This window comes from Sulfurimonas sp. (assembly GCF_026988655.1).
Classification (GTDB): domain Bacteria; phylum Campylobacterota; class Campylobacteria; order Campylobacterales; family Sulfurimonadaceae; genus Sulfurimonas.
In genome coordinates, this window is record NZ_JALSKT010000058.1 from 13,970 (window position 1) to 27,300 (window position 13,331).

A 13,331-nucleotide genomic window follows, 5' to 3' on the forward strand; every position below is an offset into this window, starting at 1 on the left:
TTACAATCTTTCTATAGCGTAGCCAACAGCAAAAATGTTTTTAATTGTCTTAAAAGGGAGTTTTTTTCTCAACTGTTTTATGATAGTTTTAAGACTATCATGTTTCATAAGATCACGCTCACCCCATAAAACTTCAAATATTCTCTCATAAGTAAAAACCGTTTCAAAAGGTGCAGAAAAAAGTAAGCAAAGAAGATCTCGCTCTTTTTTCGTCAGACTAATATTTTTTCCCTCATAGACAAGTACAGTTAGTTGTTTATCCCAATAATAATCTTGTTGAATTTTGACAATATTTTGCCTCTCTTTTTCTTGTACAATCTCTTTTGCTTTATCTTTTAAGAGTTCTAGGAGTTTATCAAAATCAAGTGGTTTGGAGACAAATCCATCTACTTTTAGGTTTATCGTATCGATGAGTGTCTCCTTATCATCAAACGCAGTAGTAACTAAAATGATTTGATCTTTATCTCTTTTTTTTATCTCTTTTGCATTTGATTTACTGGTCTTGATTTTGGGGTGCATTATAATTTGTAAATGCCAATACAAACTGCCCTATAAAAACCCCCGGCCATATCCTTTTAGCAAAATACAGCAGCATCGCTAAAGCAATACCCTCAGAAGCAAAAATGCCAATATTGACAATCCCTATACCGTGTAACAGCACTAAACTTAATTTTCCCGCAAGAAAATAAAGAGCTGCTAAAATAAATATCACAAATACATAATCAATTTTTTTCATGATTTAAAATGTTACTCCCAAATTTAATGAAAAAGAGTGTTCCTGCGCAATCACCTTATCTGAGCTGTATATATACTTTATTTCAAGAGGCAAAAGCAACTTGTTAAACCATAAGGTATCCAAAGTCATACTAGCAGTGTAGGTATCTACTTTTACTTTTGTAGTATTTATAAAACTACCAAAACTATAAGCATCATATTGAAGATGGAGTGCTTCACGTCGAAGAGATAGAGGAAAAGTAAAATAATAGGCACTATAGTTAAGTACTTTATTTAGTTTCACGCCATACCTCAGTGCATCCTGAGCATACACTGCACTATATTTTAAACTCGGCATTGCTATACTTGAGGGGTCACTACTGAGGAGTTGTGGTACTTGATACTTCACTACTTTCACTCCACGCTCATTTACTGCGTTTGGCGCATCACTTTTTGAGTACTGCGCACTAGCTCCTACGTACAACTCATCTGCCATTTCCCTACTAAACGCAGCTTTAGCACCATATATGCTATCGCTTCTTTCTTTTACACCATACAATGCGCCTTGAAGGAAAAGATTTGGATAAAAACTAACTCCAAACTGTTCTCTTTTACTCAGTGAGAGTTCTACGGAGAGTGGTTTTCTACTTTTTGATTGATAATCTTCATAATAACTCGTCTGCAAATCCCCACGCAGATACCCAGCTCTATAAAAGTTAAACGCAGCATTTGCTGTGATACCATAGTCTCTATTTTCATCTACTGCGTTTAGATTTTCTTGACCTTGCAAAACTGCATACGAAGAGAGAAAATAGTTAATAAAGTACTGCGTATTTGTGTAACTCACTCCTGCAAGAAGATACCTATCAATGTTACGACTCGCATACAGACTCAAAGCATTCTGTGCTAAAGGATCAGTAAAATTAAGACTAAGATCAAAAAGAAATCCAGCCTTTGCATCATTACCAAGTGAAACATTAGCCCCACTATAGTGCATATCTAAAACAGAACTATAGGGATGTTCTAAGTTTACTTCTACACTTACATTTTGCTCTGTTTGCATCTTCTTTTTCACACTAAGCTTCACTTCATAAGGTTGCTCTTTTACTGCGTTTAGCTTTAGAATTTTATAGGCATATTTGTCACTTTGCACTGTTGCGACAAGTGCAGTTGCTGCGTTTAGGACTCTTGCATCTATGATATTATCAGCCTCACTCATTCGTGCAATCTCATCTGCTTTATATCGGTACAAACTTGAACCATACTGAGAATTTGCTATAAAGTAAACACCTCCCTTCTCATCCACACCAACTACATGAGAGTAGTAAGATTTTAGACTAAAAAGTGCTGTTTTATTTTTAAAAAGTGTTCGTGTTTTGTTTTTTTGTTTAAAGTAGTAAATATCTTCACCCTTTACATAAACAGACGAGTTTACCTGCGCATACAATGCATTGCCAACATATAACTGTGGCTCAGATAATGATGATGAAACATCAAAGTAAACGGTTCGTCCATCAGACAAATACCCCTGCACAACTTTAGAAGCACTCTCTTGTACAATATGTGCATTTTCATCAAAAAGCCCGATAGAAATACGCCAAGGATTGACATAGTTTGAGCCTTGTGTTGTGTACTCATTGTCTGCACTCTTTATCACTTTCCCTGAGATAAAGCTTTTACTTACTGCGTTTAGCATAGTGGTTTTTTTATCTAAACGCAGTAGTTTTGGACGGGTACGTCCTGTTTCATTGATGATGAAAAATATCTCATTATCATCATCATTTAAAGGAGAAAAAAATTGTGAAGAGGCTATCTCTTTTCCTTTTGCTTGGTGCATTTTTTGTGCTTTATGAGCAAGCTCTGCACTCCACTCTTCTATCAGTGTTTCAAAATCTTTTGAGAAAACACTTCTAAATGTCGCATTTGTCAAAAATGGAAAAAACCAATCTTGTGAATGTTTTTTCCAGTAAGCATTTGTCTTTTTCAGACCATATTTTTGTGCTAAAAAATACTCAAAATAGCCACCAAGTGTATAAAAATGTGAACCATATAAAAAGTTGAGATTATTATTATAAACAAGTTCAGGTTTGAGCTTATGTGCTTTTGCCTGCATCAGCGTTTGTGCGTAAAAACGCCCACTGTAGAGTCTTCCTCCATTGCCATGCAAAGATTCATTAAGCACTGCGTTTCCCTCAAGAAAAAAAGAACTCTCCACAATGTTAGGCAAGGTAAACCAAGGAATCATAACAAAACCATTTTTAAAAAGTGTGTGCAGAGTAGATGAGATAGGATTATCTTTTGCATTGAGTTGATAATTGTGTGCAGTTTCATGATACAGTAGGGTATAAAGCCAAGATGTACTACTAAAATAGTCCGCATCCAAAGCCCCACCGATATAGTTTATCTGCTCATTATAAGGGTATTGAGTTGAGAAACCATTGGCTATTTGATTTTTATCTGAAATCAAACCAACATAGAGTTTTTCATCCATTGTGTAGGCAAAACTCTTTTCATATTGGGGCTGCAGTAGAGTTTCTATCTTTGCGGCATCTTGAGCAAAAGGAAGATTGCTTTTTGTAAAAATCAACTGCGTATTTCTTACCTCAGCTTTAAAGTAGGCATCATCATGCGATACAACTATATCTCCTGCTTTGAGTCCACTAAAAAGAAGCGCCCCAAACAAAAGAGCCTTTTTCATCTAAAGCACCAAACTCAAAGAGATTTTCCCTTTTTGTGTGTCAATGCCGATGACCTCTATCTTAGGGAGATATTGATTGATACAGAGAACTTCAAGAGGATGCTGTATGCGTTTTTGACTCATTTTTGATATATGAATCATACCGTCATTTTTCAGCCCAATATCTACAAAAGCACCAAAATCAGCAATGTTTCTTACAACGCCACTCACAAAACTACCTTCTCTTAACATAGCTATATCACGAAGCTCTTTAGAAAAAGGAATACTCGGTAACTCTTCTCGTGGATCAAAGCCCGGTTTTTGTAGCTCTTTTATAATGTCACGTAAAGTCAACTCACCTACACCTAACTCTTTTGCTTTTGTTTTTATATCTATCTCTTCAAGCGCAAACGCAGTAATCTTTTTTGCAACATCATAACTCTCAGGATGAACTCCAGTGTTATCAAAAGGATTTTTGCCCTCTTTTATTCGGATAAATCCAGCAGCTTGTTCGTAAGCTTTTTTACCCAAACCTTTTACTTTTAAAAGTTCACTCTTTGTTGTAAAGTTTCCATTTTCATCTCTATATGCGACAATATTTTTAGCGATTTTATCCCCGATACCTGCTATGTGAGCAAGTAGCGTAGCCGAAGCAGAGCTGACATCTACGCCAACTCTATTAACAAGGTCACTTGTGACATCATCAAGTCGTTTTGCTAAGAGTTTTTGGTCAACATCATGCTGATACTGTCCTATACCTAAAGATTTCGGGTCAATTTTGACTAAAGTAGCCATCGGATCGCGTAATCTTTGTACGATAGAGATAGCGCCTCGAATGGTAACATCAAGCTCAGGGTACTCTTCTTGTGCAAGCTTAGAAGCTGAATAGACCGAAGCCCCTGCTTCTGAGACCACAGTGTACTCTAGGTTTATGCCCTCTTCTTCGTTTAAACGTGCAAAAAATTCCTGTGTCTCACGAGAACCTGTTCCATTTCCTATGGCAACACCTCGGATGTCGTATCTCTTTAGCAATTCCAAAATCTTCTTTTTTGAGTTTTCATACTCTGCTTTTGGTTTGGTCGGATAAATTACGGCAGATTCAAGATAGTTGCTATTTTCATCTATCACAGCAAGCTTACATCCACTGACAAAGGCAGGGTCAACACCAAGAAGCACACGCTTAGTCACTGGTGGTGTCATCAACAACTGAACAAGATTTTTACCAAAAACACCGATGGCAGCCACATCAGCTTTTTCTTTGAGTATGGAGTGCACTTCACGCTCTAAGGAGGGAAGTAAAAGGCGTTTAAGTCCATCTTTATACGCACTTAAAAGGAGTTCTTTTGAACTTGCTGCGTTTGGCTTTATCTTATAAGTTTTGATGTTCTCTTCTATACGCCCAAGATCAATAGCTATCTTAACACTAAGCTCCTTTTCTTTGACACCACGCATAAGTGCGAGGTATCTATGTGAAGGGATGTAAGCAACTTTTTCACTTTTATCTGCAAAGTTTTTATACACACCATTGGCATCAAACTTTTTGCCTTTTTTTATCTCTAGAGAGCCAAAACGAAGCATGTTATTTCGTAAGGCTTCACGCTCTTTTGGATTATCTGCGTAGCGTTCTGCTAAGATATCCTGTGCGCCTTGTAGAGCTTTATCTACTGAATCAACATCGCCTTTAACAAAGCTTTTTGCTTCTTCTTTCAATGCAGCAGTTGTGAGCCTACAACTCTGTAGGCTATTTGCTAGGGGAGTCAAACCGTTTTTGATAGCCACCATAGCACGAGAGCTTTTTTTCTCTTTGTACGGTCGATAGATGTCTTCTACTTCTCGAAGTGTTTGTGCTTTTTCAATACTCAAACGCAGCTCAGAAGTTAAGTTTGCACGCTCACCGATAAGACGTATAACCTCTTCTTTTCTCTCCAAAAGCTTTACTGCGTTTAGATAAACGAGCTCAAACTCACGAAGCAGTTCATCACTCGCTCCACCCGTCATCTCTTTTCTATATCGTGCTATAAAAGGGATTGTTGCACCCTCTTTTATAAGTTGTAAAATATTTTTAATATATTGAGGTTTTATGCCTGTTTTTGCTTGTATGAGTTGTACTAAATCTTGCATTATTTTTGGTAGCTACTAGGAGTAAGTTTCATAAGTTGTGACAATATTTTTTCCTTTTTCTTTTGATTTGTAGAGTGCTTTATCAGCAAGTGAAATCATATTTTCCAAAGAGTCAAGCATGCCATACGCGATACCAAACGAGACGGTATAACTAAATCTATGATACCCTGCAACAATGACATTGACCTCAAACTCTTTTCTGATTTTTTCCATCAGTTTTTCTACATCTTTTTTAGAAATATCATCTAAAATAATACAAAATTCTTCGCCACCAAATCTGGCATACAAATCAGACTCACGTAAATTTTTCTCAAATATCTCTTTCATTTGTATGATAGCTTTATCACCTGCACTGTGTCCATAAGTGTCATTAACATGTTTAAAGTCATCAATATCTGTCATTACAATAGCCACTGATGCATCTTTTCTTTTTGATTTTAAAAAAATCTTTTCAGCCACATCAAAAAAGTATCTTCTGTTATAAGCGCCCGTCATATAGTCTCGAATAGACTGCTCTTTTAACACAAGAGAATGATACTTTACGCGACGATACAAAAGTAAAAGCAATGCGATGAGCAGTAGTGAAACAAAGAGTGGCAAAATCAAAACAAATGACTTAAACCAAATAGTATAAGCATCAATAAAATAAACAAAATGTATAGGCGTGTTTTTGATCGTTTTCATATATACATATTTGCCATCAAGATATTTTATGTTTGTAAAAGTATTCCTTGCTCCTAGTAGCTCTTTTGAAAGATAATCATCAATTTTATAAATTTTTGTACGTTCAAAATCAGTTATAAGCTTACTACTTCCTAAGACTTCATGCTCTTCATTATAAAGAACACTTTTATAGTGTAGATTGTCTAAGTTTGAAAGTAAAGTATCTACATGATTCAGCGTCACATCCAGATTAATAGTCCCTAAAAACTCCCTGCCATCATAGAGTGGCTTACCGATAGTGAGCATCAAACCTTTTCCAATAGCATCTTTATATAGAGGTGTAAAGAAAAGTTTTCTTTTTGGATTATTCTTTGGTGTTGCATATTGAAAAAAAGGCATCTCTCGTAAATTTATGTTGTATTGAAAATCTTTTGCAGAGATAAAAGGATATAAAACAGTAAAATTCTTTTTAGAAAAGTAATAAATCCAAGCAAAGTTTTTATGTTCATTATAAATAAGTTTCATATAATCACAAAGTTGTAATGCTGCCTCCATCTCATGAAGGGTATCTTTTTCATTTAAAACTAAAGCACTTCCTAATAAATTGACTCCCTTATCTGATGGAGTATTATTACAAATCTTTTTATCTAAGGCAAAATATTTGCCATCACTGCTTTTTTGAATAAGTGGCGTGTAATATAGCTCAAGTTTGTTTCTTTGTTCAAGCTGTTTTTTTGCGACTAAGTGAAGGTATTCGACTGAGTTTACTGCATTGCTCAGTTTGGCATCTAAAGTAGTCTTTATACTTTTTGCAGTTTGATACATCTCTTGCATTTGCATCCTATTTACAAATAAAAATACAACTGCGTTTAAGACAATACCCACAAATACTAAGACCAATACATATCTTAATTTCACAAAATCCCCTATTACTTACATAGTTCAAGTATATCATAGAGTTTTTAGCAAAAAATTAAATATTGCATTTTTACAGGATTTGTGCCTCTTTTGCAACCTCCACCGAGATTACTTTTTTATCCTCAATCTTTAAAATCCTGTCACAAAGAGGTAACATTGCTTCATCATGTGTAACCATGATAACGGCTACATCTTGTTCTAGTGCAACTTTTTTGAGCATTTTTACAACATCCACAGAACGTTTTGAATCCAGTGCTGCTGTTGGTTCATCGGCTAAAATTATCTTTGGTTTATTGGCTAAAGCCCGCGCAATTGCAGCACGTTGATTTTGTCCGCCAGAAAGTGCTGAGGGCATTGCTTGTGCTTTATCTTGTATCTCAAAATACTCCAAAAGTTCCATCGCAAACTCTTCACTCTCTTTTTTACTAATGCCGTTTGTTTGTGGGACTAAAGTAACATTTTCTAAAATATTTAAAAAAGGAATAAGATAATGCGCTTGAAAAATAAAGCCTATCTTTTCTCTTCGTATTTTTCTTGTCTCTTTTGTAAGCCATTTGTTTTCATATACTTTTTCATCACCAAGCCAAATAGTACCACTTGTAGGCTCTTCTACACAGCCTATCATCATAAGTAGTGTTGTTTTTCCAGCTCCACTAGGGGCTACGAGGGCAACAAGTTCACCTTTGTTAACTTCAAAAGAGGCACCATCTATTACCTCAACTAAAGAACTTCCTTTGCCAAAGTTTTTGACAAGATTTTCTACTTTTATCGCTTGCGTACTCATATCATCCACCTATCGCTTGGGCTGGGTCTGCATTGATTACCTTTTTCACACCGACTATCGAAGCTAAGATAGAAGCGACAACTACTACGCCAAAAAGTACAAAAGCATCTGGTGCTTCAAGGACAACTCTTTTTGGAAACTTGCCATATATCAAATGAGCAAAGATATTTCCAAAGATAAAAGCAAGAACACCCATAAGCAATGTTTCTTGAACTATCATTTTGATAATGATAGAATTTGGAATACCTATAAGTTTCATAATGGCTATCTCTTTCATCTTTTCAAGTGTCATAGTGTAGATAATCAAAGCAATAATAATGGTAGAAACTATCACTAAGATGACTGTAAACATACCTATCTGTTTTGATGCTTTTTTTATTAGGTTCTGTGTTAAGATCACTTTTTCTTGGGCACCGGTATAAACACTTTTATGCTTAAACCTTCTAATATCCTCAGCCACTTTATCGACATCATAGCCACTCTTTTTTGTTGCTATTACTGCGTTTAGCATGTGTGAATTTACACCAACTATGCCTCTGTCTCTATCATTTCGTATGCGTGCATTTGAGTATAAAAACTGTAACTCTTGTGCATCTTTTAAAGAGATATAGACTAAAGAATCTCCGCCAGAAGATACAGTTCCATGCGTAATGCCCACAACACTAAACTCATTTCTTCCAAGCTTGATTTTCTCACCGAGCTTAAATCCTGTCTTATCCGTTACAACGATCTCATAATGACCGCGTTTAAGCCCTCTTCCTTTGACTATCCTACTTGGATTTATTGGGTTTATCTCGCCAAAAGGATTATATCCTACAGCATAGACACGTACAGCACCCTCTTTTGATGGGAGTTGTAAGTTTTGAAAGGTAATTCCTTCAGATTTGTCAATGCCTTGGATAACTTTGATACTATCTTTAAGATCCTCATGCAGACGTGAAGCTTCTGCAAATGGTCCAAGTGTATTTTCTTGAACAATCCAAAAATCCACATCTAAATCATCAAGTAAAACTTGCGCATCGATAATCATCCCACGATAGACACCCATCATGATAAGAACTATGCCAAGAAGCATTCCCACACCCATGGAAGTCACCATAAACTTACCAAAAGTATGCGCTATCTCTTTTTGTGCTAAATTTATCATTAGTATATTTTCGCTCCCTCATAAAGAGGTTTTTTACTTTTGGATGGAGTAAGAATAACTGACTTTGCATCTATGCCTGCAACAGCTGTCATATCATCTGCAATAGCAAGAATTTCTACAGCTACAAAGTGTGCCTGCATATTTTCATCCACCCAAACACCAGCTTTTGCGTCTTTGTAAACAATAAGTTTTGAAGGAATTTTAACAACTTTGTGCAACTCTTGTACTGCAATACTCACCTCAGCTTGTTCATTAATATAAAAAGGAATAGGAAGGTTATCAAAAGCGATGTCAACTTCTCTTTCTTGTGTCACTGCATCACTCTGTGCAACGATACGTTTTACATAACCCTCAAACCTCTTATCTGCTTGTGAACGAAGCGTGATGTTTGCTTTTTGCCCTACTTTTACAGCACCACTGATACGCTCATCTATGTAAGCTTTCACCCAAACTTCTTTAGGACTCACGATCTTTAAAATTGACTGCGTTTGAGCAACACTTTGTGATATCGCTGCATCCTTTGCTATGACATACCCATCTACTGGTGCATAAATCTTATAACGAGAGAGTTTAACTTGTAAGGCTTTTACTGCCTTACTTGCACGCAGTACTTCTGTTTTTGCAGAATCAATATGTGCTTTTGTTGCTTCAATCTGAGCTGCAATAGAGTCTAAATCAGCTTTTGCTTTATCATATTCTGACTGAGAAGCAAAAGATTGTTTTTTCAGTTTTTCATAGCGCTTATAAGTGACCAAAGCGAGATTTTTTTGCGCGACCAAAGAGCGTAGTTCTTTTTGTGAAGCAACAACTTCAGACTCTGCTTTTTGGACTGAAATTTTGGACTCTTCTAAGAGTTGTGGTAAATCTACTGGGTCCATGAGCACAAGTAAGTCACCTTTTTTTACCCATTTGCCCTCGTCTGTTTTTATCTCTAAAATTCTTCCGCCTGTTTGCGCCATGATGGTATAAATATTTTTCGCTCCCACATTACCAATACCAAATACAGAACTGTTGATATCACCCTCTACTGCGTTTACTTTAGTATAGGTACTTTTTGGAATGTACACTTTATTGTAAAATATCACTCCTCCAAGTAAAACTACACCTGCTAAAGCTAGATATTTTATACTATTTTTCATTATATTTTTCCTTGTAAATAATCGATTCTATCAATACTTAATGCACGAGAATAATAAGCTTCTAAAAGACCAAGCTTTGCACTTAAAACCAAGGCTGTAGCATCAAGCACTTCGATATATGTTGCCAAGCCTTCTTTATATCTACCCTCAAGCACTTTTTGTGTACTTCTTGCAGCTTCTAGTTGTGCTTTTTTTGCCTGTATCGTTTTCTCATACCTTTTTATATCAAGTAAAAGATTACTTATCTCTTCTTTGAGATTTAAAAGTTTTGAGGCTTTTTGCTCATTTGATATTTGCGTACCTATTTGTACATTTTGTGCCTCGGCACTTATCCTTCCACCACTATAGAGTGGAATATTTAAAACAACACCGACTATCTTTGAATCATATTCATTTAAAGAGCCTATGCGGTTATACGATGCAACAAGGTCGAGTGAACCATAATGTGAGGCTTTGGCGGATTTATGCAGTAAGATGTTTTTATCTATATTTTCTTCATAAATTTTAAGTTCTTTATTGGATGCAATAATCTTCTGTGTATTTTGAGCATCGATATTAAACTCTTTTTTGAGTACACTAGCATCAAGTGTCACATCATCTGCAATCTTTTCACCCATATAAAGAGAGAGTGAATTTTTTGCTTTTTCATACGAAGAGTTGGCAATGGCGAGATTGTCTTTTGCTAGATAAACAGAAGATAAAAAACGACTTGTATCTGCTTCAGTTTTTAAGCCTTGTTCAAACAAAGCTTTTGCCTGAGCATAATAGGCTTCTTTTGAGAGTAAATCTTGCTCTCTCACCTTTATAGCATCTGCTTGAACAACCATCAAAGAATAAAGGCTTTTTACCTTTGAAGCCATAAGCGCTTTTATGTCTTGCAAAGAGAGTTCTGCTATCTTTTGCTCTACTTTTGCAGCATCCATTTTTGTAGTCGTTTTTGAAAAATCCCAAATCTTTTGTTTGAGATTTACACCTGCATTCCAACCGTCGTCATCCACTGTTTTAAATTGACCGTTAAAAGGAAAAACATAGGTTTTTATCGGGTCATATTCTGCTGAAAGATTTACCTGTGGCAGATAATCCGCCCGAGCTGATGTGTAGCCTGTACGCGATTGCGTCACTTTTAAAGCAAAAGTTTTAATGTCAGGGTGATTGGAGAGTGTTTTGTTTATACTCTCTTGCAAGGATAAAACTTGTGCATTTAGTCCAAGAGCAAAAAGTAGATTTATATAAAATATTTTTTTCATACTAAGAGTATACTCTTGTGGTATTAACGCAATGTTAAGAAACATCCTTGTAATCTCTACTAAAAAATTGTCCTCGTATGTATCTTCCATATATAAGTTCAAATAAAAGAGAAATAATTATAAAAGCCATAAAAATCATTATGGCTCTTGGATTTGAACTATAAGTATGAAATAACAATACAGCAAGTGCTATAAAACTAAATGTTGATGAAATAATCAAGATAATAGGATTTGCCTTAATCTCTTTTCTTAATCTATAAGCACTTATATTTACAAGTAAAAATATAAGTAAAAAGCCTGCACTTCCGATGATGGCAATTTCTGTAAGGTCTATACTATTTGCCAAGATAAGACTAAAAAATGCTGTATATAAAACACCTGAAAATGGAACATCTTTCTTATATTTCATCAACATTTTTGGAAGTTTTCCATCTTTTGCAATGATATATCCAAGTCTTGCATTTCCATAGATAGTCGCATTTATCGCAGAAAAAGTTGACAAAAGAGCTGCTGCTGCAACAAGAAAAAAACCTTTATCTCCAAGTGATGGTTCTACCGCAATTGCAAGTGCATAATCTTTTGCTTTCATAAGTTGTTCTTCAGGCACATTACCAACTGTCACCATAGCTATCAAAATATATAAAACAATAACAATAATAACCGAAGCATAAAAAGCACGAGGAAGATTTTTATCTGCATCCTTAATATCTTCTGCAGAGTTTGCAATCAACTCAAAACCTTCATAAGCTACAAAAATAATCATACCTGCCACAACAATAGACAGAGGTGAGCTCCAGTTGCTTGGAGACATTCGATGCGGCTCTATATAAAAAGCTCCAACAACTATAACCAAAACTAATATAGAAACTTTTGTCGCTACTATAATGCTTTCTGATTTACTCACAAAAGAAGCACTTACAAGATTTATAATCGCCGGCAATATAATGGCAAAACTAATAAGAGTATGTTCTAATAGTACAGAAGTGTGTGAAAAAAATGTTTTTCCATAAGAGGCGAAGGCAGTTGCATACAAAGAAATCGTTATAAGGTAACTAAGCCATAGCATAAGATTTAGAGAACCAGATAATACATTATCCCCAAAAGCTCTATCGACAAAGGTCACTGTACCACCTTGGCTCTTGTACCTTACGGAGAGTTTGGCATAAGAGTATGCAGTCATAAGTGCTACAACTCCAGCAATAGCAAAAGCAACAGCAGTAGCACCATGAGCTAGAGAAACAGCTTCTCCTAAAACAGCAAAAATTCCACCACCAACCATACCACCAATACCTATGGAAATAGCTCCAAATAAACCTATAGTTTTCATTTGATTTCTAGAGGTTGTTCATAAAATTTGGATATATTTTTTTGATAATAAAGTAAATCTTACAACCGATGCAGTAGTTAAAAAAGACATCCAAAAGTGAACATGTTAAAAATACAATAGCGATGCCAAAGGTCAACATCCAGCTATGAATAAAATGTGTAATGAGTAAAGAAACAACAAAAAAGAGACCAAAATATCCCGCTAGTTTTTTAGCTCCACCGTCTGTATATTTGTCTTTAATCTTAAAAGTTGATTTTATAGACTCTGCCAACCTCATGATAGGTGAAATTTCAACATTGATAAAAAGCTTTAAAACAAAATCAAAGGACAAAAAAATAAGAATATAAACATTATTTGTATAAAGATAAGAAAGCACGAGCAAAGAGACAAAAAGTGAATTTAAGCGGGAGACACTAGAATCAACTTTAATAAAATTCAATGGACAAGCGTTAGACATAGTTATTAACCTTTAAAATTATAAATTAAAAATCAAATAATAGTCATATAAACTTAAAGTACAACTATATTATTTTCTTATACTGAAAATCTACAAAGGCATTTGTCGCTCTTGTTCTTCTTTTTTTTGCAGATTAA

General features: G+C 35.3%; 11 protein-coding genes. All 11 read right to left on the minus strand.

The window, feature by feature from the left end:
* Complete coding sequence (locus MV052_RS06205; protein WP_297442017.1) at nucleotides 1-519, minus strand: winged helix-turn-helix domain-containing protein; 519 nt, start codon at nucleotides 517-519, stop codon at nucleotides 1-3.
* Nucleotides 494-736, minus strand: coding sequence for a hypothetical protein (locus tag MV052_RS06210; protein ID WP_297442019.1), 243 nt, complete (start codon nucleotides 734-736; stop codon nucleotides 494-496). The genes MV052_RS06205 and MV052_RS06210 overlap by 26 nt, the downstream gene beginning before the upstream one ends.
* A 3-nt stretch (nucleotides 737-739) precedes the next feature.
* The gene (locus MV052_RS06215) at nucleotides 740-3,412 is read right to left on the minus strand and encodes a hypothetical protein (protein WP_297442021.1); all 2,673 of its coding nucleotides are present in this window, start codon (nucleotides 3,410-3,412) and stop codon (nucleotides 740-742) included.
* Nucleotides 3,413-5,512, minus strand: a complete 2,100-nt coding sequence (locus tag MV052_RS06220; protein ID WP_297442023.1) for a Tex family protein — start codon at nucleotides 5,510-5,512, stop codon at nucleotides 3,413-3,415. It abuts the gene before it with no gap.
* Between the two features lie 15 nt (nucleotides 5,513-5,527).
* A complete protein-coding gene (locus MV052_RS06225) occupies nucleotides 5,528-7,093 on the minus strand; it encodes a sensor domain-containing diguanylate cyclase (protein ID WP_297442025.1) in 1,566 nt (521 codons plus the stop codon).
* Between the two features lie 70 nt (nucleotides 7,094-7,163).
* Complete coding sequence (locus tag MV052_RS06230; RefSeq protein ID WP_297442028.1) at nucleotides 7,164-7,877, minus strand: ABC transporter ATP-binding protein; 714 nt, start codon at nucleotides 7,875-7,877, stop codon at nucleotides 7,164-7,166.
* 1 nt (nucleotide 7,878) lies between these two features.
* Nucleotides 7,879-9,024 carry an FtsX-like permease family protein gene (locus MV052_RS06235; RefSeq protein ID WP_297442030.1) on the minus strand — a complete coding sequence of 382 codons (1,146 nt, stop codon included), beginning with the start codon at nucleotides 9,022-9,024 and terminating at the stop codon, nucleotides 7,879-7,881.
* Nucleotides 9,024-10,163 carry an efflux RND transporter periplasmic adaptor subunit gene (locus tag MV052_RS06240; RefSeq protein ID WP_297442033.1) on the minus strand — a complete coding sequence of 380 codons (1,140 nt, stop codon included), beginning with the start codon at nucleotides 10,161-10,163 and terminating at the stop codon, nucleotides 9,024-9,026. Before MV052_RS06240 ends, MV052_RS06235 begins: the two co-directional genes overlap by 1 nt.
* Nucleotides 10,163-11,410, minus strand: coding sequence for a TolC family protein (locus MV052_RS06245; RefSeq protein ID WP_297442035.1), 1,248 nt, complete (start codon nucleotides 11,408-11,410; stop codon nucleotides 10,163-10,165). The genes MV052_RS06240 and MV052_RS06245 overlap by 1 nt, the downstream gene beginning before the upstream one ends.
* A gap of 34 nt (nucleotides 11,411-11,444) precedes the next feature.
* Nucleotides 11,445-12,737 carry an APC family permease gene (locus tag MV052_RS06250; RefSeq protein WP_297442037.1) on the minus strand — a complete coding sequence of 431 codons (1,293 nt, stop codon included), beginning with the start codon at nucleotides 12,735-12,737 and terminating at the stop codon, nucleotides 11,445-11,447.
* A gap of 7 nt (nucleotides 12,738-12,744) precedes the next feature.
* A complete protein-coding gene (locus MV052_RS06255) occupies nucleotides 12,745-13,194 on the minus strand; it encodes a DUF4395 domain-containing protein (protein ID WP_297442040.1) in 450 nt (149 codons plus the stop codon).
* Nucleotides 13,195-13,331 lie beyond the last annotated feature (137 nt).